The sequence below is a fragment of the Ligilactobacillus animalis KCTC 3501 = DSM 20602 genome, from assembly GCF_001434535.1.
GTDB classification, from domain to species: domain Bacteria; phylum Bacillota; class Bacilli; order Lactobacillales; family Lactobacillaceae; genus Ligilactobacillus; species Ligilactobacillus animalis.
Genome location: NZ_AYYW01000032.1, coordinates 43,476 through 66,771 on the forward strand (window position 1 = coordinate 43,476; position 23,296 = coordinate 66,771).

Sequence of the window (23,296 nt, forward strand, 5' to 3'; positions counted from 1 at the left end):
TTCTAACAATTCCATAATTCCATTTCCATAAAAAAACTGACCATAACACCTTGTCATGATCAGTCATAAAATCATATTTAAAAATCTTCTTCGCGGTAACCGACTTGTTCCATATTCTTGCGGCCACGCTGTAAAATATAGATCGCTACGATAACCAATACGATTCCGACTACTTCGATCCAATTCATACCAAGACCTAAGAAGATCACACTCAAGACCGCTGTCGTAGCTGGTTGTAAGGCATCCATGATACTAATAACATCGGATGGCGCAAAACGTGAGCTGTATAGCAATAAACCAAATGGGATGATTGTTCCCAACAAGATGACCGTTGAGATCGAAAGAACTAACCCACCTGTGATTACTGGCGGATCGACCCACACAGGACGATATGCGTTAAACAATACCCCTGCGATAAATGTCCCCCAACCTAAGATCACGATCGGTGGATGGTCTTTTGCGATCGGCTTTGGTAAAACAACATAAAATGCAGCCGTAATACCAGAACCGATCCCCCAAAGTAATGAATCCATCGGGATCGACATTTGCGTGAAATCACCTTTTGTAATTGCTAAAATGACCCCAACTAGGGCAACAACAAAGGCAATCATATCAGTCGATAATGGGCGTTGCTTTTTGATAAAGATCCCACCTAAAACAATGAACAATGGGCTTAGATATTGCAAGATCGTAGTTGCTGAAGCGTTACCTTTTTGAATCGAAATATAAAAGGTCAACAGGTTAGCCATCAAACCAAAAATTGCATAAGCTAATAAATATCCAAATGTTCTCCATGATGAAAAGACACCAAAGGTCTTCTTACCATACATAAATAAACTAATGATCAACAAAATCACGCCTGCACCCATAGTTCTGATCGATAGATACCAATCAGCTGGGAGGTTTTGATTTTGTGAAATAAATTGAACCGTTGTACCAGAGATCCCCCAAACAGCCGAAGCAACAGCTGACCAAAAGATCCCTTTCATAACGTTATTAGACGTTGCTTTCATTTTATTCCCTCCAAATATCTTATTATATTCGGAAAGAACTAATTTGACAATATATCATGTTAGAAAAAGTTACAAAGAAGATCATTTTGTATGTGTATCATCTGTCATCTGCTTTACCATTTTTGTCAATGGACGTAAAGCATCTAAGCGTGCGATCTGATCTTGAGGGAGTTTTTCAAACCCTAATTTTGCACCTAAAATTTGCCCTGTTACTGCACCAGTCGAATCAGAATCACCGTCATGAATAACAGCTACTTGCAAGGCTTTAGTAAGATCATCTTGATACTTTAGAGCACAATATATCGCAATAGCCAGCGTCTCTTCTGCGATCCAACCTTCACCGAGTTGACTGATCGCTTGTAGATCATCCTCAGCACTTGTACTCAACCAGACAGCCTCTTGTATCAACTCATCAAATGCTACAAGTTCGTTGTAGTTGAAGCTAGACTTTAGCTCTTGTCTCATTAAAGTAATGCTCTTTGCAATATCTTGCCCTGCAAGTATATGTTTTAAGATCCCAACTAATGCAGCCAAAGCTAAAATACTCATTGGATGACCATGAGTTAAGGCCGAATTTCTAGCTGCCAGTAAATAAATATCTTCATTTCTGCTAGCAAAAGTCAGTGGAGCGACCCGCATCACTGCACCACACCCCTTACTCTGATTTATCGGTTCATTTAAAGTTCCTGGAATACCACGCATCAAAGCCGATAAACATGTTCTTCCTGGTTCACGGCTAGCATACATTTCGGGATATTCCATCAGCCACGAGATTGGACGATGGCTCAATTCAGTTTGATCGTGTTTAAATTGAGTCTCCAACCAATCTTGGTAACAAGCCCAAGTATTATCAGCTAGATCACCGTTTAACAATAATGCATTAGCCGTAAAAAGCGTCATCTGTGTATCATCTGAGATCAATAGTGGTCCAGAGATCTTAGTAAAATCATGTTTAGGATCGATTTGATCGACCTTATCAAACTCGATCGGATACCCCAGTGCGTCACCTAAAGCACCGCCAAATAAACAACCTGCAATTTTATCCACCATTTCTGTTCCTACCTTTCATTGATCATGTCTGCGATCGATCTGTCGTTTATATTCAACAGTTGCGTCATGTTCTCTATCTGCTAAATATCTGGTATAGTCAGTCGCAGCCTGCTCAACTTCGACCTATAAAGCCCTTACATAAATAAAAATCTAAATGACTAAGATACAAGATGAATACTAGCATCTTTTCTAATTATTTTCAATCCACTTTTTAATTTAAGTAATAAAAACATCTCTGTCATATAAGTAGCCTTTATCCAAAAAAGATACACAAAAAACTATGAGCCCTTAGAAACTCATAGTTTTCTTCTAAAATGATGAATTTGGTTCCTTGAGAAAAGCTAACCCTTCAGCCGTTGACTCCCTTCCTAAGATCGCATTTCGATGCGGATAACGCTTGAATCGCTCTAAGATCGCTAGATGCCTTTTTTCAAATTCAAGATTCTTCTCTAATCCAGGGGTCGCAAAATAACGTAGTGCTGCTTGATGGATTGTTAGTGATTCTGAATGCATAAACGGCATATACATAAATGCTCGCCTGTCCAACTCTAACTCAGTATTAAATCCCTTTGCGATCGCCTCTTGGGCTAACACGAGCGCCATCCCATCATAAGCAAACGCACGTGGACTATCACGGTAAATATTACGCGAAAATTGATCTAAAATGATGATCTCGGCTAAACTTCCTGTAGCACTCTTCCGCCATGCTTGTAATTCTGCTTGCGTAGCTTGCCTATGTAGTTCACCAAACCGTTCTGCGATCTGCTTGTCCAATACTAGATCTTTAGTGAACCACTGTTTTGGAGTCAATTCCTCAAACCAAAAATCTAATACTTTCTCAGCTTCCATTTCTTACCTCCAATGATCACTAATTTTTCTCCATTGTATCAAACAAAAAAATCTCCCCAAAGTTATATGCTTTGGGGAGATAATTAAACTATTTGATCTCTTCGTCAGTTTTTAAGACAGCCATAAACGCATCTTGTGGAACAACTACACGTCCAACAGCTTTCATCCGTTTCTTACCACGTTTTTGCTTATCCAATAATTTTGCACGCCGGTCAGGGTCACCCGTATGGATCCGCGCCGTTACGTCTTTACGATAAGCCTTGATATTAGTCCGCGCAATGATCTTAGCTCCGATCGCTGCTTGGATCGGAATTTCAAAGTTTTGACGTGGGATGATCGTCTTTAGCTTATCTGTAATGACCCGAGCCCGCTGTTGAGCAAATTGCCGGTGAGCGATAAAACTCAACGCATCGACTTTATCGCCGTTCAACAAGATATCGATCTTGACTAGATCACTTGGACGGGTCCCATCGAGTTCATAGTCGAGCGAAGCATAACCACGAGTACTAGATTTTAATTTATCAAAGAAATCAAAGATGATCTCTGATAACGGCATTTCGTAGATGATATTGACCCGATAATCATCAAGGTAATCCATCGTGACAAAGTTCCCACGCTTAGCTTGGCATAATTCCATCACTGCGCCAACATAATCACTTGGGACCATGATCTCAGCTTTAACATAAGGTTCATTGATCTGTTTGATCGTTGGAACATCTGGCATTTCAGACGGATTAGACACACTCACATGTGAGCCATCTGTCAACTCAACATCATACGTTACAGATGGCGCTGTAGTGATCAAGTCCATTCCAAATTCACGTTCCAAACGTTCTTGGATAACATCCATGTGCAATAACCCTAAGAAACCACATCTAAATCCAAAGCCTAAAGCTTGTGAGGTCTCAGGTTCAAATTCTAGCGCTGCATCGTTTAACTTTAATTTTTCTAGTGCTTCACGCAGATCGTTATATTTAGCATTATCGGTCGGATAAAGCCCCGAATACACCATCGGGCTCATTTCACGATAACCCGCTAATGGTTTTTCAGTTGGATCATCAGCATGCGTTAAAGTATCACCAACACGTGTATCTTGAATATCCTTGATACTTGCAGTCAAATAACCTACATCCCCAGCCATCAAGAAATCGCGCTTGATCGGCTTAGGCGAGTTGACCCCGACTTCAATAACTTCATATTCCGCACCACTATTCATCAAGCGGACCTTATCACCAGGCTTGACAGTTCCATCAAAGACCCGCAAGCTCAACACAACGCCGCGGTAATCATCATAGACCGAATCAAAGATCAGCGCTTTTAATGGTGCTTTTAGATCTCCACTTGGCGCTGGAACTTTTTGAACGATCTCTTCTAGCATTTCTTCGATCCCGATCCCGTTTTTAGCTGAAGCCAAGACCGCTTCAGACGCATCTAAACCGATCACATCTTCGATCTCTTGGCGCACACGCTCTGGTTCAGCTGAAGGTAGATCGATCTTATTGATCACTGGTACGATCTCAAGATCATCATCTAATGCTAAATAAACATTTGCCAAAGTTTGGGCTTCGATCCCTTGCGCTGCATCGACCACTAAAACAGCACCTTCACAAGCTGCCAATGAACGTGAAACTTCATATGAAAAGTCCACGTGCCCAGGTGTATCGATCAAGTGGAAAATATAAGTTTCTCCATCTTTTGCATGGTAATGAAGTTCTACCGCATTTAATTTGATCGTGATCCCACGTTCGCGCTCCAGATCCATCGAATCGAGCAACTGATCTTGCATTTCACGTTTTGAGACCGTATCAGTCAATTCCAAAATGCGATCAGCTAAGGTCGATTTCCCATGGTCAATATGAGCAACGATCGAAAAATTCCGAATATGCTTTTGGCGCTCCGACATTTTTTCAAAATCCATTTCGCTCTTCCTACTTTCTAGTGGGGAAGGCAAGATCCTTCACCCAATTCAATACTCTCTAACTATCAATTATAGCCTGTTTTACAGGTCAGCGTCAATTTTGCCAAAAAATAACTAGAGTATAGTTTTAGCTACACTCTAGTTATTCGTGGTGGTTTTTTGCCTTATCCCATACTCAAATTCGATTTAATTTAGTCAAATTAAATCATCTAACTTTTTCTCATATATAGATCCGCAAAACAGTTTTCGATCATTTCAGGTGAATACTTTAAATCTGTTAAACCAAACTTGATAAAAATATTCCAGGCCCGTACTAAATACTCATTTCGACGTTCTAAATGAGCTTTTAGGATCTGCTGTTGCAAAGTAAGATATACCGTTGCAACAGAACGCGACCGCCATTTAGAAGCTAACTTTTCTTCTTGTTCTAGAGTTAGTAATAATAGATAGACCCATTTTTTTGTATTAGCAACACCTAAAAATGCAGCTAATGCTTTACAATATGCTTTTAAGCAAGTCGTTTCATCTGCTTGGCCTACCTTATTAAACAGTTCGGCCACTGCTATACTTAGCTCACTGTAAACGAGTTCATCTTTTTCACTAGTCAAATTTTGAAAAGTATTCTTTGTCTCGATCTGTCTTTGAATTTTAGCTAATTTTGTAATATCCATGCGTTAGTCCTTAAAAAAATCTCTCATCTGATTTGATAGCTAAGCTCGTCAAATTATCTAAATACCAATCCTTGATAAACTCATACTGATATAAAATATCGAACCAAGCTACTTTATGATCTTCATCATGGACCTTAATGACCCAACTTGCATTGTTTAGATCGTCATGTTCTGCTTGCCTCAAAATAGAAACAACTACCTTATTCTTCAACTGCAAGACGGCACGACCACTTTCACCAGCTACTAACATGTAACCTGCATCTGCACTGATGATGAAAAGTTTATCTAATGCCTCACGTGGCTCATCAGCTGAAGAGATCTGATAACTTGCATTATTAGAAGCATCAAGTAGATTAAAATCAACATCAAAACCGTAATCTTCTTTAAAATACTTGCCGATTGCAACTAAATACTCTTCAAAACGTTTTACGGTCTTATAATCAAATTTTTCACTATAATCAACAACTAATAAATCAGTTAAAGCTTGACTATTGAAACGGATCAACTGGCGCTTAAAGTTGATGTAAAACAAACGCGCACCGGTACTTTTATCGACGTAATATGCGCCTTCACGCATATTCTCATCGATCTTGAAAGTAAAGTAGCCTTCCATATTTATTCCTGGAAATTCATGATAAAGCTCATTTTGATGATCACTGGATTGCAAAATAACTTGCTCGTTTTGATGAAGTTGCAATAAACGATTCAAAAAGATCAAGTAATAGTTAGCCCGACTGTATTGCTGCGGGAAGATCAAATATGCCGTATCCAAGCGATAATCAGTCAAAGTCATGACTGATTCTAGCAAAACGTTCTTGTCATCAGTATTGATCAACTCATCTAAAACTTCAGTAAAGTGGATCCCACGCTTAAGGCTTTCTTTTAATTGATCGTTATATGACATCAACCGCCCTGTTGTACTCAAAGAACCCGCATATGCACTGGTTTCTTCAGCATTATTCTCCCTAGTTGGTTGAAATGTTTCCGTTGGTTTTTCATATTCTTTCGTCATTTTTGTTCACCTACTTTTGCTTAGCGATCAGATCTGCAATATAGTTGCGGTATAATGCGTCATTATGCGCTTCAAAGTTTTCAAAGCTACCAAATTTAGCTACGATACTTTGTTTCTCATAACCCATCAAAGTATCTTCCTTTGAAAGTGCTAAGACCTTTTCCTCATTTTCACGGATCTGACGGTAAGCATTCCCCGCTTTTTCATCCAGTTCAGATAGATAGGATAATTCATCGATCAATTTTTGCTTAGATTCCTTGAGTTTTGAAGTTTCCCAAGGCATCACCTTTTCTTGTGAAGTTCGTTTGATCTCTTGGCGAAGTTCATCCTTACGTTGATCACGCTCATTTTGACCATCGATCAATTCTTGTAACTCGTCTGATTGTTGCGATAAGAGCGCGATCTGGTCGCTATTCAAACGTTTATTTTCACTTTCCAAAGCAAAAGCACGTGCTAATTTTTGATATTCAGTTTCATCAAAATTGAATTTGACGTTTAAGACATCTAACGTCCCAAATAGTCGTCTTCCCCACCAATTTCCAAAGAAAAATTGATACTGCCCGATCGCAGTTTCTTCAAAATAGAAAAATGGGTACATCTCACATAAATAATCGATCAAGTTCTTACTCAAATAATCACTTATCTTAGCGTAACTATCACGTACAAGATGTTCATGGGTATCATCAACTTCAGCCCCATCTTGTTTTAAGATCTCAGTTGCATAACGTTTACCATTGATCAGCTGGTATACCAAGCGATCATCTTGGTTTTGAACAGCTTTTTCAAAAGATTCTAGGTAGGCCACTTTATCTAAAAGTACCTTAGCCAAGCTTTTAGTTGCTTGTTTATGATCTGATAAACTAAGTTGATTTGGGTTAGCCATAAGTATCTCCTCTATTTCGTAATTGCCCAGTTGAGAGCAAGATGTTCATAGCTCTATTGTTACAAAAAAACTTAAAATTATCAATTATCAAGGCTGAGTTCTTGCTTCATTATCTCATTTAACCTCTTCCTTAACAGCAATTGTTCCTCTAAATAAGCACCTGTTATTTTATCATTGGCTGTAACAGCTAATTTTTGTGGATGTAAAGCCATGATCTGCTGGCAGATCTGCTCATGATAGGCCCGAATCGGATCCTTATATCGTTTGTAATAACGATGTTGTTTTTTACTGAGCTGTCTAAAATAATTGAAACGCTGACCATTACTCAATTTCAATAACTTATTTCCGCCAAAAAAGAGATCTAATCTAGCTAAATTAGCTTTATCTGGTGGAGTTTGTTCGATAAAGTAAATAAAGTAACGCCCTTTGCGTAGATAAACAATAAATCGTTGCTCAGGATCGATCTTTTGACTTACGATCACCCCTTGAACAAGCAAAAATTTCATTTTACCACTACAGATCCCCATAAAAAGTTCAGGAAAAAAAGGCTGATTTTTCAAAAAGATCTCTTCAAGTAAAATAAAAGTAGCCTCTAGCGTACACTCAAAAAATTCATTTGACGTATTTTGCGAACGATTGCGATATTTAGCACTCAATAATTTCTTACATTGTAAAAATGACATCTGATCACAATTAGCAATAAATTCTGCGATCACATTCATACTGAGCTCCAAATAACGGTCGATCACTACTTGGGCTGACTTGGCTAAAACGATCTCTTCACTATTTTCAAACTTCATATAAATAACCACCTTTCACTATCTATACTTTATAGATACGCAAAAGGTGGTCATTATAATTTATTTTTTCAAATATTGTCGTTTAAAATCTTTGACCCCAGCTAATACAAATTGGGCAGGATCTTTTGAAACATCAAGTTTTCGATCATGATCATCCTTTAAGATTGCAGAAAAGAGCTGTTCATATTCAGCAACACTAACTTCTGTCCGCATCTCTAACATTTCAGAAGTTTGATAAGTGAGGGCTTCTTTATAATTAGGTTGTAAGCGTCCTGAGAAAAACTCACCCTGGGCTCCAGAACCATAGCTAAACAAACCTAACCGATCTCCAGCTTTTAGTGTATCCGTGTTTTCTAAAAGAGATAACAAACTCAAATATAACGAACCAGTGTATAGATTACCAGTTGCCATATTATACTTGCGACTTGCTTCAAATTCATTGTAATAATGACTAGCTATCGTCGGATCGACACCTTCTAAGGCCTTACGTAGACCCTTTAACCCCTGTTTTGTGTATGGTAAATGGAACAATAGCGCTGAAAAATCAGTTAACTTGAGCCCTGTCTTTGCTAGATAGTCTTGATAGACTTTCTCAAAAAATTCTAGATAAATATTAGCTGAATACTTGCCATCAACTTTAGCCTCGGTTTGAGAAAGCGGACGCCAAAAATCCATAATATCTTTAGCATAATATGCGCTTTCAGTCTCTAAGGCAACAAGCTTAGGATCTTTAGAGACTAACATTGCCACTGCGCCCCCACCTTGTGTCGGTTCACCTGGTGTTTTCAAGCCATAGCGGGCAATATCACTTCCGATCACTAGAGCTTTTTTATCTGGAGCTAAAGCAATATGCCCCTTAGCTAACTGTAAGCCAGCCGTTGCTGCATAACAAGCTTGTTTCAACTCGATCGTTCTGATCTCATGAGATAGACCCAACAATTCACTAACGTAAGCTGCAGCTGATTTGGAGTTATCTACCCCTGATTCCGTAGCAACTATCACTAGATCGATCGCTTCTTTATCTTCTACCGTCAAGATCTTAGTCGCGGCATTAGCTGCCAAGGTCACTGCATCTTGTGTCGGTGGGATGACCGCCATTTTAGTCTGGCCGATCCCGATCAAATATTTATTTGGATCCTCATTTCGTGCTTGAGCTAGTTTAGCCATATCTACATATAAATGTGACGTAAAAAAGCCGATCTTATCGATCCCAATTTTCATTTTCATCGCACCTCTCACTGCTGATTGTTCACTCTATAAGTTTAGCGAAGTTCTTATTTTTTAGCAAATTTCCTTATAATCCCTTGATAATGATCTTGATATCGGAAAATGCTCCATTGATTTGATGATAGCGTACGTTTTAGTTTTAGAGCTATCTTATTTTGTATGGCTTCAAAGCCGGATACACAAAAAGACTAACCACAATTTTGACGATCGTAATTAGTATTCAACGAAATTAACTTTCCTAGTCCTTTTTCATTTACATAGGTTACACGTTTTTAAGTCCATTTACAACTGATCAGCAATCTATCAGATGATCACGCCTGAAAGTAGCCTAACTATCTCAGGAAGCTACCCTATTGGCGAAATGTTAGAAAATGTGGGAATGAATACCTTATTACCGGGAAAATGTTAGCAAAAAAGATAGTGAACTTCTTGAATTAGGGTCATAAAAAGATACTAAGTTACTCTTTATAGAAAAAAGCGTAATTAGCAGAATACTTGAATTTAAAGGATACTTTTAGATCAGATCTTCACCATGATATAATTGGGATATTAGCTGGGTATGATGGAATCAGAAAGGATCACATATCAGTCGAAGTTAATATGATGAATCGGGGGAAAATTGAATGGATCCCATAAAATTAAAGTATATAGAGTATAAATACAAAATAAACCCTAGAACTTATGAGTGGCTGCTTAATGATGTTTCCATAACACATATGAATTCAGATGATAGATACGAGTTCATGAAATTTGATAGTAAAATTGAACAAACTCATACATTGAGACGAGATAAAGATGGACGTGTGGATATGGAAGGCAGTGTCTACTTTAACGATATAGAAGAGTTAGTGTTCGATAAAGCTACCGAAGAAGATAAAGAACATTTGAGAAAAAGAATTAAAGAAGAAATGGTCGTTTGCGATCCACCAGTTACTGGCTGGTGGGGTGTGTATGAGTAAATAACAAACCAAGACATTCCGAAACTAGCCAAGTTATCATTACAAATTTTTAGCGTGACAGTAACAATAACAACAGCCCTGCTAAGTCGTTATGATATAGAAAACAAGACAAGTAAGAGCCCAAGATAAGTGGGACAAAAAACAAAGTATATAGCTACCGTTCCTACTCCCACAAGTTTATCAAGGAAATGGTAATACTTGACGATAGCGCAGAATCTAAGAAACTACTTGGCAGATCGTGAAAAAGAATTACAGCAATAACACCAATAGGGATGAACCAGAGATACACTGGGACGTCTCTTTTTTATTGTGATAACTAAATAGATTAGCTCCTACATAAAAAAACATCACAGCACAATCAGTCACTGGGATGCTACATGACTAAATAATTGTTAAAGTACTCATTAGCATTATAATATAGCTAAACAGTATGATCAAAAAGCCCCTTGGCGCCTGTAGATGATTCGAACTCTTTTTTACTGAAATTAGAGACCCTAGAATTTTAAAAATAGCCCTAGGACAATTATTATTTTTTAGCAAATTTCTCTCCTGTAGTATAATATAGCTAGAAATATCTTACGAAAGGAATGGGATAAATGGCAGCAATCAGTTTAGAAGTATATGGTATCGTTCAAGGAGTTGGCTTTCGTTATATGACTAAGATCCTAGCTGATCAGATCGGAGTCACCGGTAAAGTTTTAAATAAAAATGATGGCTCTGTTTATATTGAAGCACAAGGTGATCCTGAAAAGCTCTCTGCCTTTATCGAAGGCGTCAAAGCTTCACCTACCCCAGCAGGACGGGTTGATCGGGTCGTTCTCAAATCGATCCCGGAAAATAGCTATACACGTTTTAGCGTAGCATATATGTAATTACAACGGTTCTTATGGATTATACATTGAAATATCACTTTTTTTCCAGTATAGTTAATAACGATACCTTTATTCATAAGTGAAAGGAATTGACCTATGAAAAATAAAAAATTATTAGCTATTACTGCGATCATGGCTTCAGCAATGTTCTTTCTGAGCGGGTGTGTCCAACACACTGCCTCAGGTAAGCCTTATGGTTTTGTCTATGACAACTTGGCAGTGCCAACTCAACATATTTTAGTTTGGCTGTCACAGATCTTAGGTAATAGTTTAGGCTGGGCGATCATCGTGATCACTTTCATCGTCCGCTTAGTTTTGATGCCGATCATGATCAAGCAATCCAAAAATGCTACGATCCAACAAGAAAAGATCGCTCACATCAAGCCATTGATGGAAGATATCACCAAACGGCAAAAAGAAGCTACTAGCGATGCGGAAAGAATGGCGATCAACCAAGAAATGATGCAGCTTTACCGCGATAATAATATTTCAATGACTGGTGGGATCGGCTGTTTACCACTTTTGATCCAAATGCCGATCTTTGCTGCACTTTATGCTGCGATCCAATATTCACCTGAACTATCGCAATCCTACTTCTATGGGATCAACCTCGGGCAGCGGAGTTTTACCTTAGTTGCTCTTTCCTTTGTCGTTTATGCACTTCAAGGATGGTTGTCAACTTTAGGTGTACCAGAAGCACAACGAGCTCAGATGTGGCAAATGATGATCATTAGTCCATTGATGATCACTTTCATGACTTACATCTCCCCTGCTGGTTTGGGGCTTTACTTCTTTGTTGGCGGGATCTTTGCATGTATCCAAACCTTGATCATCAACTATATGCGTCCTCGCATTAGAAAAGAAGTCTTGGCAGATCTAAAGAAAAATCCAGTTAAGCAGCCTAAGAAAGTAGTTACTGAAGCTAAAGAAACTACAGTTGAGCCTTCAACTACTTCAGTTACTTCTAAAAAGAAGCGTAACGCTGGTAAACAAAATCGTCATAAATAAAAAAATAGGTTTTTCCAAAGCAGGAAAAACCTATTTTTTATTTATCTTTATTTTTGGCTAAAGGCAGGGAAACACGAAAGACTGAACCCTGTCCCACAGCACTTTCAACGACTAGTTTACCGTGATAGCCCTCGATCAAACGTCGAGCGATCGAAAGCCCTAGACCATTACCGCCCTTATCGCGGCTTCGTGCTTTATCAACACGATAGAAACGGTCAAAGATCCGGTCGATGTTTTCTTGCGAGATCCCTTCACCAAAATCTTGGATCACGATATCAATATCATTGATGTTTTTAGATAACGTCATATGGACCTCTTTGCGTTCACGTGAATACTTGACCGCATTATCCATTAAAATAATCAATACCTGTTCTAAGTGATTCCGATAGATCTGAACATTAGTGATATCTTTAAGATCATCATCTAACACAAAGGTAAAGTCTGGATGGATCATCTGAAAGTTATTGAACACCTGTAAGCCGACTTCCTTAGCATCAGTGATCTCTTTGCCAAATTGAATCTCAACTTGTTCAGCTCGAGAAAGATCTAACATTTCTTGAACTAAACTCTTCATTCGAGCGATCTCTTGTAAGGAAGCCTCGATCGACTCATCCAAGACTGCTGGGTCATCTTTGCCCCAACGTTTCAAAAGCGAGAGATGCCCTTGAATGATCGCAACTGGTGTCCGAAGTTCATGTGAAACATCTTCCACGAATTGCTGTTGCTGTTCGATATATCGTTGCATCCGATCGAGCATCTTGTTAAATAAACGTCCTAGTTCAGCCAATTCATCTTCATGCTTGAATTCAGGCACACGTAAATTAGCTAAAGCATCACTTTCATCATCACCATTTATCTTGCCGATCGTGTCATTTATCAGATCAATCGGTCCTAATAGCCAAGACGATAAGCCATAACTAAGTAAAGCGATCCCGATCGCAGCGATCAAAGAGAATACTAAAAAGATCAAGATCAATTTACGTCTAGTCTGATCGTAATTGACCAGATCATTGGTAACTTGAACATATCCGATCAAATGCTTATCTTTCTCAGAAAAAACTTTTTTCCCTAAAACCAAAACATTATACGCAGATGTATGTTCGATCTTACTTTCCTCAGTCAATTCAGCCTGATCAAACTTTACCGGCACATCGCGTGAAGCAAAAACCATTTCGTTTGAAAGGTTGTAGACACTGATACTGATATTTTCCCGTGTTAGTGAGGTGTAAAATGAACTTGAATAAAGTGTCTGTAGTTCTTTTATATTCCGTTCATTATGCACCCGCAAACTCAATGAATGTTCAACCCGATCTTGCGTCAATTCTTTAGTATTGGTCGCTAAACTTTCAACGGCTGTATCTAACGCTTCCTGCGCATATTGTTTTTCTTGATTTAGTAATAGGCTCGAAAAACTTTGAAAAAGTAGGACTGAAAAAACAGCAAAAATCAGCAAAACTCCGATCCCAGTGCCAACCGACCATTTTAGCTTAAGTGAGAAGAATGATTTTGCATGACTATCTTTTAGCTGCTTTTTATGCAAAATAGCCTTTCGAATACACATTAGGAACGCATTACATAGCCGGTTCCACGTACAGTTTGGATATAACTATCCTCACCTGGACGATCGATCTTATTACGTAAGTAGCGAATATAAACATCCACGACATTAGTTTCGATCTGTGATTCGTAACCCCAAACTTCTTTTAATAATACATCACGGGCCAAAACTACATTGACATTTTCCATCAATGTCAACAATAATTCATATTCACGTTTTGTCAATTCAATGATCTCATCACCACGACGGACAACACGATTTTCTTTTTCGATCACAAGGTCACGATAGCTTACTGTTGTTTGCTTAGATGAATTATATTCACTTTCAAGATCAACGCGACGCAATACGGCACGCAAGCGAGCTAATAACTCTTCGATCGCAAATGGTTTGATCACATAATCATCAGCCCCATGATCTAGACCGGATACACGATCGATCACAGAATCACGCGCTGTCATCATGATAATTGGGGTGTTTTTAACTTGACGGACACGACGACATACTTCAAGGCCGTTCAAGTCAGGAAGCATCAAATCAAGTAAGATGGCATCCCATTCTTCGCTCAAAGCTACTTCTAAACCAGTCCGACCACTCTCACAAGCATAAGTTTCATATCCTTCATGCTTTAATTCAAGTTCAACGAAATGAGCTAAATTTTCTTCGTCTTCGATGATAAGTATCTTACTCATTATTCCACACTCCTATATCTTGTTGTTAAACTTTTTATTATTTATTTAATGATAACATACTTAATTCTAACATTGATGCCATCAATAAGTATACCTTAATTTTACCTTAAGAAAGATTTATTATAGCATACTTCTTATTATCTTGCCACCCAACATTAAATTTGGATATTTAATTATAATTTTTTAGATAATAATCATGCTTGATTTTTTGCCTAAAAAAAGGGATACGATCAATTCGTACCCCCTTTTGCTAACTAGTTTATTCTTCGTGATACCATTCGTAGTGATAATTACCTTCTTTGTCGACACGTTCATAAGTATGTGCCCCAAAGTAATCACGTTGTGCTTGGATCAAGTTTGCTGGTAAAACAGCTGATCGATATTGATCGTAGTAGGTAATTGCACTAGTAAAGCCTGGGCAAGGTACACCCGCTTGAATAGCTAAGGCAGCTACTTCTCTAACTGCTGCTTGATACTTAGCTGTGATCTCAGTAAAGTATGGATCGAGCATCAAATTCTTCAATTCTGGTTCCTTATCAAATGCATCTGTGATCTTTTGCAAGAATTGAGCCCGAATGATACAACCTTCACGCCAGATCTTAGCTAAAGAGCCATAATCTAAATTCCAGTCATATTTTTCAGAGGCAAAGCGCATTTGTTCAAAACCTTGAGCATAGCTGACGATCTTGCTAAAGTAAAGCGCTTGGCGGATCTTTTCAACAACCTCTTTTTTATCAAGCTTTTTAGCATCAAATGCTTCTGGCTTAGCTAAAACTTCACCCGCTTCTACGCGTTCATCTTTAAGAGCAGAGATGTAACGTGCGTAAACAGATTCGGTGATCAATGATTGTGGAACACCTAGTTCAAGGGCGCTTTGTGAACTCCACTTACCAGTTCCCTTATTGCCCGCACGATCTAAGATCACATCAACGATCGGCTTATCAGTACCTTCATCATCTTTACGGGTCAAAATATCAGCCGTAATATCGATCAAATAGCTATCAAGCTCGCCATCTTTCCATTCGTGGAAGATAGCAGCGATCTCATCGACTGAAAGACCTAGCAAGTTACGCAATAAGTTATAACTTTCAGCGATAAGTTCCATATCACCGTATTCGATCCCATTGTGGACCATCTTAACGTAATGGCCAGCCCCATTAGGTCCAATGTAAGTTACACATGCTTCGCCATCATCTGCTTTAGCAGCGATCTGATCCAAAATAGGCGCTACAAGGTCATAAGCTTCCTTTTGTCCCCCTGGCATCAATGAAGGACCTTCTAAGGCACCCTTTTCACCGCCAGAAACACCCATACCGATAAAGTTGATCCCTGAATTGTCTAATTCAGCGTTACGACGCATGGTGTCTTCAAAGAAAGTATTCCCACCATCGATCAAAACATCGCCCTTATCAAGATAAGGCAAGAGACTCTTGATCGTTGCATCTGTTGGCGCACCAGCTTTGACCATCAAAATGATCCGACGTGGTTTTTCCAATGAATTAACAAAGTCTTCGATCGTATAACTTGGAACTAAATTTTTATCTGGATGATCGGCAACAACTTGCTCAGTCTTTGAACCTGTACGATTGAAGATCGCAACTTTATAGCCCCGACTTTCAATATTCAAAGCCAAGTTCTTGCCCATAACAGCCATACCAACAACACCGATTTGTGCTTTACTCATATCCAACTTAACCTCCTAAAATTCCTACTGCACTTAATTTTACCAAAATTGCCTAAGATTTTAAAGACGCTTACTAAGAATTAGGCTTTCATCACTAAGGTAGGTTCAGCTTTACCTAAAACCGTATCTTTTGAAATGATAACTTTTTCGATCTCCTTATTACTTGGGACCTCGAACATGATATCACGCATCGTAGCTTCAATGATCGAACGTAAGCCACGGGCCCCAGTATTACGTTCGATCGCTAAATGAGCCACTTCACGTAAAGCATCTTCTTCAAATTCGAGTTTTACCCCATCAAATTCAAGCAACTTGCTGTATTGCTTGACTAAAGCATTCTTAGGCTCAGTCAAGATCCGAACTAGATCATCTTCAGAAAGCTTTTCAAGTGCCGTCAAGATCGGCAAACGTCCGATAAATTCTGGGATCAAACCAAATTTCAAGAGGTCTTCAGGAATGATCTGTTGCATAATACTCTTAGATTCATCATAGCTTTGCTTGCTATCAGCACCAAAACCGATCGTCTTATCTCCTAAGCGGTTTTTAACGATCGTTTCGATACCGTCAAAAGCCCCACCTACGATAAACAAGATATTTGTCGTATCGATCTGGATAAATTCTTGTTGTGGATGCTTTCTGCCCCCTTGTGGTGGAACATTAGCGACTGTGCCTTCCAAGATCTTCAAAAGCGATTGTTGGACACCTTCACCCGAAACATCACGGGTGATCGAGACATTTTCACTCTTCTTAGCTATCTTATCGATCTCATCGATATAAACGATCCCTCTTTGAGCTCGTTCAACGTCATAATCTGCATTTTGTAAGAGCTTCAACAAGATATTTTCAACGTCTTCACCAACGTAGCCTGCTTCTGTCAATGTCGTAGCATCAGCGATCGTAAATGGGACATTTAAGATCTTAGCTAAGCTTTGGGCTAAGAATGTCTTACCTGAACCAGTAGGCCCTACAAGACAGATATTACTCTTTTGCAATTCCGTATCATCGTCAGCAGTATCAAATGAAGCGTTGATCCGCTTATAGTGGTTATATACAGCTACTGCCAAGGTCTTTTTAGCCTGTTCTTGTCCGATAACATATTGATTTAAAATATCAACGATCTCTTTTGGTGTCGGTACATCAGTAAATTCATCTTTAACACTAGCTTTATTTTCTTCGCTGATGATCGTTTGGGCTAATTCGACGCATTCATTACATATATACACGCCAGGGCCCGAGATCATACTTTTAACTTGCCGCTCAGATTTGCCACAAAAAGAGCAAACTGCGGGTTCGTTTGGATCTTTATTTTCGTACATCTAAATCACCTTTATCTAATAATTACTTATATTCTATCAGACATTGCTACTAAAAACTAATACTTACTTTTTATTTATCAGGTGAATGGATAAATTTAGGGATCGCAACAGATAAATTCCGCTGCGACCCCTAAAATCACAAGATTAAATTGATATTGTCACTCAAGTATTAAACTTGTTTTGCAGAATCTGTCATTTCTTTAACGACTTTTCTGATAGCAATGTCATGGTTCAACATGTCATCTGAAAGAGCTGAGCGAACTGCAGCTTCTTCCATGCCGTATTGTGCAGCTAATTCTTTGATCTCTGCATTGATTTCTTCTTCTGAAGCTTTGATATCTTCAGCAGCTACGATAGCTTCTAAGACAAGGTTTGTCTTAACGCGCTTTTGTGCACCACTTTCAAATTGTTTGTGCAAGTCTTCTTCTGAAGAACCTGTAAGTTTGTAGTACATATCAGCACTGATACCTTGTTGTTGCAAACCAGCTAAGTATTGATCCATTTGACGGTGTACATCTTCTTCGATCATTGCACCTGGGATCTCGCCGATTTCAGCATTTTCAACTGCTTTATCGATAACTTCTTCTTGGATAGCTTCTTTTGCAGCGTTTTGTTTTTGAGCTTCAAGACGTTCACGTGTCTTAGCTTTCAATTCAACTAAAGTATCAACCTCTTCGTCAACGTCTTTAGCAAATTCGTCGTCAAGTTCAGGTAATTCCTTAGTCTTAACTTCGTGGATCGTTGTTTCAAAGACTGCATCTTTACCCTTAAGGTCTTCAGCATGGTATTCTTCAGGGAATGTTACGTTAACTTCCACTGTTTCACCAGCTTTGTGACCAACTAATTGGTCTTCAAAACCTGGGATAAATGTGTTTGAGCCAAGTTCAAGTGAGTAGTTTTCACCTTTACCACCGTCAAAAGCAACACCGTCAACTTTACCTTCAAAGTCGATAACAACTGTGTCGCCTTCAGCAGCTGGTTGTTCTTCTTTCAACACTAATTCAGCTTGTTGTTCTTGTAATTTCTTGATCTCAGCATCAACTTCTTCGTCAGTAACTTCTGTTGATTGTGCTTTAACTTCAAGATTTTTGTATTGACCCAATTTAACTTCTGGTTCAACCGTAACTTTAGCAGTCAAGACCCATGTAGAATCTTTTTCCATTGATTCAACGTCGATCTCTGGTTGTGCTACTGGTTTGATGTTTGATTCTGCTACAGCATTAGCATAAGCTTCTGGCAAGACAGCGTTCAAAGCATCTTGGTAAAGTGATTCTTCGCCAAACATTTTGTTAAAGATTTGACGAGGAACCTTACCCTTACGGAAGCCAGGTACGTTTAAAGTTTTCTTGACACGGTTAAATGCTGTGTCTAAACCTTCCTTGATTTTTGCAGGTTCGATTTCAAAGGTCAACTTACCGTTGTTTGTACCTTCTTCTTTTTCCCATTTTACAGACATTATTTTCCCTCCGAGTAAAATAGTTTGTACAATTTACTGAGTAATTGCATACTAACTAAGTTTAACTTAGAAAGCTTTAAATGTAAATGTTTATAGTACAAAAAGTCGATTTTTTAGACAAAAAAGACTTGGGACGAACCCAAGCCTTCTTCAATATTCAAAAGAATATTAGTCGTCGATTTCAGAAACGACACCAGCACCAACTGTACGGCCACCTTCACGAACTGTGAATTTAAGACCTTTTTCGATAGCAACTGGAGCGATCAATTCAACGGAGAATGTTACGTTATCGCCAGGCATAACCATTTCTACACCTTCAGGCAATTCGATAACACCTGTAACGTCTGTTGTGTGGAAATAGAATTGTGGACGGTAGTTTGAGAAGAATGGAGTATGACGGCCACCTTCTTCTTTTGTCAAGACGTAAACTTCACCCTTGAACTTCTTGTGTGTTTGGATTGAACCTGGTTTTGCAAGAACTTGACCACGTTCGATTTGTGTACGGTCAACACCACGAAGCAATGCACCGATGTTGTCACCAGCTTCACCTTCGTCAAGTGTCTTACGGAACATTTCAACACCTGTAACAGTTGTCTTAAGAACATCGTCTTTCAAACCAACGATTTCAACTTCGTCGCCGACTTTAACGATACCACGATCGATACGACCGGAAGCAACAGTACCACGACCTGTGATCGTAAATACGTCTTCAACTGGCATCAAGAATGGCTTGTCTGTTGGACGTTCTGGTGTTGGGATGTATTCGTCAACTGTATCCATCAATTCAAGAATCTTCTTCTTAGCATCTTCATCATCTTCCAATGCTTTAAGAGCGGAACCACGGATAACAGGAATATCATCACCAGGGAAATCGTATTCGCTCAATAAGTCGCGAACTTCCATTTCAACCAAGTCTAATAATTCTTCGTCGTCAACCAAGTCACACTTGTTCAAGAATACAACGATGTATTCAACACCAACTTGGCGAGCAAGCAAGATGTGTTCACGTGTTTGTGGCATAGGACCATCAGTTGCAGCAACAACTAAGATAGCACCGTCCATTTGAGCAGCACCAGTGATCATGTTCTTAACGTAATCAGCGTGTCCTGGAGCATCGATATGTGCGTAGTGACGGCCTTCTGTTTCGTATTCAACGTGTGCTGTGTTGATTGTGATACCACGTTCACGTTCTTCTGGAGCAGCATCGATAGAAGCGTAATCTTCAGCTTGAGCTAAACCTTTTTCAGATAAAACCTTTGTGATAGCTGCTGTTAAAGTTGTTTTCCCATGGTCAACGTGTCCAATTGTACCGATGTTTACATGGGGTTTTGTTCTTTCGTAATGTTCTTTTGCCATTAATAGAACCTCCTGTAATTTTGCAAAGAAAATCTGCAATTCTGCCGATAATCCTTTAAATTTTATTATACTACTTCCAGTCAAGAATGCCAAGTAATTTATTACTCGGGTTCCTTCTAAACTGAAAACCTTGAATTATTATATAGTCACTATTGATTTTTGTAAATACTAAAATCCAATTTTTTAAAAAAATATTTGAAATTAGTTAAACCGTCCACTGTGCTAGGCTGTTTTCCAAGGCCTGCGCAAATTCATTTTCTTGTGCGTCTAAGCCTGATTTTCCTAGCAATACCGCATAAAGTTTCTCCGGATCAGCATATGGTGCTGTCAATTTTGGATAAAGCAGTTGCAATTTTAATTTTAATTCCGCTAAGATCTGTTCCTTTTGATCTACAGCATATTCAGGATCATTTTCCAGCAAAGCTGTCAGACGCTGATACATCACATAATCATCTAATTCTTTCAAGTTACCCGGAACAAAGTCTTGTTTTTTACCTGTAAATAGCAGATATGTGACTGCTTTTTCACTCCCAAGATAGCGCAATTCATCTAAAATAGCCGCTCTGACTAACGGATGCACATCTTCATCCACTAGGTCAGCACTAACACTTTCCACAAATTCAGCAATCGTCAAACTTCCTGAAGCTTCAAAAACTTGGCGTTGCTCCAAAATAGCGAGTGCACCTAAATGCTTCAATCTTTTGGTCAAAGCATTTACATCCGTTTGCGTTCTTACAGTAGCCAAAGTTTGATCAAATAAGCGCGTGAAATTGGCTTTTTCTTTAGCTGACATGAAACCACTCATCAAATTTAAGGTCATCTCGATCTTTCTGACCTTACCGGCATAGATCATCTCTGTTACATATTCTGTCAACTTTTGGTCATCTCGTAAATAATCTAACAGATAATCCTCAGCCAATAAACTTGCCATTTGGTGATCTTTCAATTCTTTTAGTGCGGTAAAGAGCAAATAATTTACTTTAAACGTTTTTTTAGCTTGATACGCTTGTAATAATAATTCCTTAGCTTGTAAAAAATCACTTTTTTCTAAAGCTGCCTGACCAGCCGCATATAATTCTTCTTGTTCCATCGTTCACTTTCCTTATTCAAAAAGGCTGTAACATATCTTTGTTACAACCTTCATAATTTTAAGTCGCATTATTTGTGCGAACCATTATTCTTCTTGTTTTTACCATGACCATGATATTGGTTTATCTCCATGATCACTGGCAGAATAACGGGATGACGCTTTGTTTGCTCATAGAGAAAATGATTGAGCTGCTCACGCACATCTTGTTTCAAATGTCCCCAATCAAATTCTTTATTGTCAAGATTTGATTGGACAGTTTTAGTAATAATATCGGCACTTTCAGCGATCAGATCGCGACTTGTCTTAACGTAAACAAAACCTCTTGAAGTGATCTTTGGTCGGTCTACGATCTTTTTCTTCTTGCGATCGATCGTGACTACCGCGATAAAGATCCCATCTTCAGACAAGATCTTACGATCACGAAGCACAATATTACCAATATCACCTACCCCGATCCCGTCGATCATCGTGTTACCGACTTCGACCGATGAGGCAACTAACATCTTGCCATGAGTATATTCAGCCACATCGCCTTTTGCTAGTAAGAAGATATTTTCCGCTGGGATCCCAACTTCTGTCGCTGCGTGTGCATTAGCCGCTAACAAACGATATTCACCCTGGACTGGTAATACATAACGTGGTTTTAACAAATTCATCATCAACTGCAAGTCATTTTTGCTAGCATGACCCGAAGAGTTCAATTCATCTGAGATCGATTTGACATCAGCACCCGAGCGATAGATCATATCACGTGTTTTAGCCACGTTGGTCTCCATTGCATGTGATGGTGTAGTCGTGATAAAGACGAGATCACCTTCATGTAGCGAAACGGAACGATGCCGTTTTAAAGCCATTTTTTGCAAGGACTTCAACGGTTCACCCGAACGACCAGCCTCTAGGATAACGATCTGATCATCATCATAACGTTTGATATCTTTGATCGGAATCAAAATATCATCACTCGGCAAGTGAAGTTTATTTAATTTCAAAGCTGTCCGGACGATTTTTTCAACATCATGTCCAGTCAAAGCAACTTTTCGATCGTTAGCTTGGGCGGCATCCAAAACTTGTTGCACCCGTGAGATATTGGAAGCAACGCAGGCAACGATGATCCGCCCCTTACGATACTCAAAGGTCTCACTGATAAAATCATAGATCTCACGTTCATTGACCGTTTCACTTGGATTTTCTGCATTTGCAGAGTCACTCAACAGCGCTAAAACGCCATCGTTTCCGATCTCGGCCAAACGTGCGAGATCAGTTTGATATTGCGCTGAAGCTGTTTGATCAAACTTGAAATCACCAGTATATACGATCGTTCCTTCATCTGTTTTCAATGCTACCCCTAAACTTTCTGGGATCGAGTGAGTTGTTTTGAAAAATGACACCGTTGCGCTAGGAAAATCGATCTCTGTTTTTTCATTGATAACATGAAAATCATTGAATTTCTTTGCTATCTCTTCATTTTCACAAGCAATTTTAGCTAAAGCGATCGTCAATTCTGAACCAAAGACAGGTACATCAAACTCACTTACAAAATATGGTAATGCTCCGATTGCATCAGCATGTCCATGTGTCAAAAATACTCCGACGATCCGGCGTGCATTTTGACGTAAATATTCAAAATCAGGGATCACGATATCGATCCCTAATAATTCATTTTCAGGATATTTCAATCCACAATCTAGGATGTAAATATCATCATTCACTTCAACGGCATACATATTCTTAGCATTTTCACGTACGCCACCAAGTGAAATGATCTTTATATCACTCATATTCTCACCTCTGTTTTAGATTTTTGTATAAAATATTTTAATTATCATATTTAACACGGGTCGAAAAATCGACCTATCAATATATGATTATACCATAATTACGGTAC

Annotated in this window: 20 protein-coding genes; 3 read left to right on the forward strand and 17 right to left on the reverse strand. The window is 38.9% G+C overall.

Annotated elements, in window-relative coordinates:
- Positions 1-77: 77 nt before the first annotated feature.
- The 9 genes from FC30_RS05430 to FC30_RS05470 all read right to left on the reverse strand — a co-directional run bounded on the left by FC30_RS05430 (position 78) and on the right by FC30_RS05470 (position 9,417).
- The gene (locus FC30_RS05430; RefSeq protein WP_010688814.1) at positions 78-1,013 is read right to left on the reverse strand and encodes a DMT family transporter; all 936 of its coding nucleotides are present in this window, start codon (positions 1,011-1,013) and stop codon (positions 78-80) included.
- Positions 1,014-1,094: 81 nt separating this feature from the next.
- Positions 1,095-2,063, reverse strand: a complete 969-nt coding sequence (locus tag FC30_RS05435; protein WP_010688813.1) for an ADP-ribosylglycohydrolase family protein — start codon at positions 2,061-2,063, stop codon at positions 1,095-1,097.
- A gap of 309 nt (positions 2,064-2,372) precedes the next feature.
- Positions 2,373-2,912, reverse strand: coding sequence for a DUF924 family protein (locus FC30_RS05440; RefSeq protein WP_010688812.1), 540 nt, complete (start codon positions 2,910-2,912; stop codon positions 2,373-2,375).
- An 88-nt stretch (positions 2,913-3,000) separates the two neighbouring features.
- Complete coding sequence (lepA, locus tag FC30_RS05445) at positions 3,001-4,830, reverse strand: translation elongation factor 4 (protein ID WP_010688811.1); 1,830 nt, start codon at positions 4,828-4,830, stop codon at positions 3,001-3,003.
- Between the two features lie 209 nt (positions 4,831-5,039).
- Positions 5,040-5,501, reverse strand: coding sequence for a hypothetical protein (locus FC30_RS05450; protein ID WP_010688810.1), 462 nt, complete (start codon positions 5,499-5,501; stop codon positions 5,040-5,042).
- A gap of 10 nt (positions 5,502-5,511) precedes the next feature.
- The gene (locus FC30_RS05455) at positions 5,512-6,513 is read right to left on the reverse strand and encodes a hypothetical protein (RefSeq protein ID WP_010688809.1); all 1,002 of its coding nucleotides are present in this window, start codon (positions 6,511-6,513) and stop codon (positions 5,512-5,514) included.
- Positions 6,514-6,523: 10 nt separating this feature from the next.
- Positions 6,524-7,396 carry a hypothetical protein gene (locus FC30_RS05460; RefSeq protein ID WP_010688808.1) on the reverse strand — a complete coding sequence of 291 codons (873 nt, stop codon included), beginning with the start codon at positions 7,394-7,396 and terminating at the stop codon, positions 6,524-6,526.
- An 80-nt stretch (positions 7,397-7,476) separates the two neighbouring features.
- The gene (locus FC30_RS05465; protein WP_010688807.1) at positions 7,477-8,196 is read right to left on the reverse strand and encodes a hypothetical protein; all 720 of its coding nucleotides are present in this window, start codon (positions 8,194-8,196) and stop codon (positions 7,477-7,479) included.
- A 60-nt stretch (positions 8,197-8,256) separates the two neighbouring features.
- Positions 8,257-9,417 carry a hydroxymethylglutaryl-CoA synthase gene (locus FC30_RS05470; RefSeq protein ID WP_010688806.1) on the reverse strand — a complete coding sequence of 387 codons (1,161 nt, stop codon included), beginning with the start codon at positions 9,415-9,417 and terminating at the stop codon, positions 8,257-8,259.
- 629 nt (positions 9,418-10,046) lie between these two features.
- Between FC30_RS05470 and FC30_RS05475 the strand changes: the two genes are divergently transcribed.
- From FC30_RS05475 to yidC, 3 genes are all read left to right on the forward strand, one after another.
- Complete coding sequence (locus FC30_RS05475) at positions 10,047-10,382, forward strand: hypothetical protein (RefSeq protein WP_010688805.1); 336 nt, start codon at positions 10,047-10,049, stop codon at positions 10,380-10,382.
- 596 nt (positions 10,383-10,978) lie between these two features.
- Positions 10,979-11,254, forward strand: a complete 276-nt coding sequence (locus FC30_RS05480) for an acylphosphatase (RefSeq protein WP_010688804.1) — start codon at positions 10,979-10,981, stop codon at positions 11,252-11,254.
- A 96-nt stretch (positions 11,255-11,350) separates the two neighbouring features.
- Positions 11,351-12,262, forward strand: a complete 912-nt coding sequence (gene yidC / locus FC30_RS05485; protein ID WP_010688803.1) for a membrane protein insertase YidC — start codon at positions 11,351-11,353, stop codon at positions 12,260-12,262.
- 37 nt (positions 12,263-12,299) lie between these two features.
- On the opposite strand, the gene FC30_RS05490 is transcribed toward yidC, so the two are convergent.
- The 8 genes from FC30_RS05490 to FC30_RS05525 all read right to left on the reverse strand — a co-directional run bounded on the left by FC30_RS05490 (position 12,300) and on the right by FC30_RS05525 (position 23,189).
- The gene (locus tag FC30_RS05490; protein WP_033193006.1) at positions 12,300-13,823 is read right to left on the reverse strand and encodes a HAMP domain-containing sensor histidine kinase; all 1,524 of its coding nucleotides are present in this window, start codon (positions 13,821-13,823) and stop codon (positions 12,300-12,302) included.
- On the reverse strand, positions 13,823-14,509 hold the full coding sequence (locus tag FC30_RS05495; RefSeq protein ID WP_004048888.1) for a response regulator transcription factor: 687 nt from the start codon (positions 14,507-14,509) through the stop codon (positions 13,823-13,825). Before FC30_RS05495 ends, FC30_RS05490 begins: the two co-directional genes overlap by 1 nt.
- 259 nt (positions 14,510-14,768) lie before the next feature.
- The gene (gndA, locus tag FC30_RS05500) at positions 14,769-16,193 is read right to left on the reverse strand and encodes an NADP-dependent phosphogluconate dehydrogenase (RefSeq protein WP_010688800.1); all 1,425 of its coding nucleotides are present in this window, start codon (positions 16,191-16,193) and stop codon (positions 14,769-14,771) included.
- Positions 16,194-16,273: 80 nt separating this feature from the next.
- Positions 16,274-17,509, reverse strand: a complete 1,236-nt coding sequence (gene clpX / locus FC30_RS05505; RefSeq protein WP_010688799.1) for an ATP-dependent Clp protease ATP-binding subunit ClpX — start codon at positions 17,507-17,509, stop codon at positions 16,274-16,276.
- A 169-nt stretch (positions 17,510-17,678) separates the two neighbouring features.
- Positions 17,679-18,965: a trigger factor gene (tig, locus tag FC30_RS05510; protein WP_010688798.1), complete on the reverse strand. Its 1,287-nt coding sequence runs from the start codon at positions 18,963-18,965 to the stop codon at positions 17,679-17,681.
- Between the two features lie 168 nt (positions 18,966-19,133).
- Positions 19,134-20,321 carry an elongation factor Tu gene (gene tuf / locus FC30_RS05515; protein ID WP_010688796.1) on the reverse strand — a complete coding sequence of 396 codons (1,188 nt, stop codon included), beginning with the start codon at positions 20,319-20,321 and terminating at the stop codon, positions 19,134-19,136.
- Between the two features lie 205 nt (positions 20,322-20,526).
- Positions 20,527-21,411, reverse strand: coding sequence for a hypothetical protein (locus FC30_RS05520; protein WP_010688794.1), 885 nt, complete (start codon positions 21,409-21,411; stop codon positions 20,527-20,529).
- 68 nt (positions 21,412-21,479) lie between these two features.
- Complete coding sequence (locus tag FC30_RS05525; protein WP_010688793.1) at positions 21,480-23,189, reverse strand: ribonuclease J; 1,710 nt, start codon at positions 23,187-23,189, stop codon at positions 21,480-21,482.
- Positions 23,190-23,296 lie beyond the last annotated feature (107 nt).

Excerpts from the sequence above, each read along its gene's own strand:
- tuf (WP_010688796.1), bottom strand. The coding sequence starts at position 20,321 with ATGGCAAAAGAACATTACGAAAGAACAAAACCCCATGTAAACATCGGT.
- FC30_RS05495 (WP_004048888.1), bottom strand. The coding sequence starts at position 14,509 with ATGAGTAAGATACTTATCATCGAAGACGAAGAAAATTTAGCTCATTTC.
- FC30_RS05460 (WP_010688808.1), bottom strand. The coding sequence starts at position 7,396 with ATGGCTAACCCAAATCAACTTAGTTTATCAGATCATAAACAAGCAACT.
- FC30_RS05470 (WP_010688806.1), bottom strand. The coding sequence starts at position 9,417 with ATGAAAATTGGGATCGATAAGATCGGCTTTTTTACGTCACATTTATAT.
- FC30_RS05465 (WP_010688807.1), bottom strand. The coding sequence starts at position 8,196 with ATGAAGTTTGAAAATAGTGAAGAGATCGTTTTAGCCAAGTCAGCCCAA.
- FC30_RS05525 (WP_010688793.1), bottom strand. The coding sequence starts at position 23,189 with ATGAGTGATATAAAGATCATTTCACTTGGTGGCGTACGTGAAAATGCT.
- FC30_RS05520 (WP_010688794.1), bottom strand. The coding sequence starts at position 21,411 with ATGGAACAAGAAGAATTATATGCGGCTGGTCAGGCAGCTTTAGAAAAA.
- clpX (WP_010688799.1), bottom strand. The coding sequence starts at position 17,509 with ATGTACGAAAATAAAGATCCAAACGAACCCGCAGTTTGCTCTTTTTGT.
- yidC (WP_010688803.1), top strand. The coding sequence starts at position 11,351 with ATGAAAAATAAAAAATTATTAGCTATTACTGCGATCATGGCTTCAGCA.
- FC30_RS05455 (WP_010688809.1), bottom strand. The coding sequence starts at position 6,513 with ATGACGAAAGAATATGAAAAACCAACGGAAACATTTCAACCAACTAGG.
- gndA (WP_010688800.1), bottom strand. The coding sequence starts at position 16,193 with ATGAGTAAAGCACAAATCGGTGTTGTTGGTATGGCTGTTATGGGCAAG.
- FC30_RS05480 (WP_010688804.1), top strand. The coding sequence starts at position 10,979 with ATGGCAGCAATCAGTTTAGAAGTATATGGTATCGTTCAAGGAGTTGGC.
- FC30_RS05440 (WP_010688812.1), bottom strand. The coding sequence starts at position 2,912 with ATGGAAGCTGAGAAAGTATTAGATTTTTGGTTTGAGGAATTGACTCCA.
- FC30_RS05490 (WP_033193006.1), bottom strand. The coding sequence starts at position 13,823 with ATGTGTATTCGAAAGGCTATTTTGCATAAAAAGCAGCTAAAAGATAGT.
- lepA (WP_010688811.1), bottom strand. The coding sequence starts at position 4,830 with ATGGATTTTGAAAAAATGTCGGAGCGCCAAAAGCATATTCGGAATTTT.
- FC30_RS05435 (WP_010688813.1), bottom strand. The coding sequence starts at position 2,063 with ATGGTGGATAAAATTGCAGGTTGTTTATTTGGCGGTGCTTTAGGTGAC.
- tig (WP_010688798.1), bottom strand. The coding sequence starts at position 18,965 with ATGTCTGTAAAATGGGAAAAAGAAGAAGGTACAAACAACGGTAAGTTG.
- FC30_RS05430 (WP_010688814.1), bottom strand. The coding sequence starts at position 1,013 with ATGAAAGCAACGTCTAATAACGTTATGAAAGGGATCTTTTGGTCAGCT.
- FC30_RS05450 (WP_010688810.1), bottom strand. The coding sequence starts at position 5,501 with ATGGATATTACAAAATTAGCTAAAATTCAAAGACAGATCGAGACAAAG.
- FC30_RS05475 (WP_010688805.1), top strand. The coding sequence starts at position 10,047 with ATGGATCCCATAAAATTAAAGTATATAGAGTATAAATACAAAATAAAC.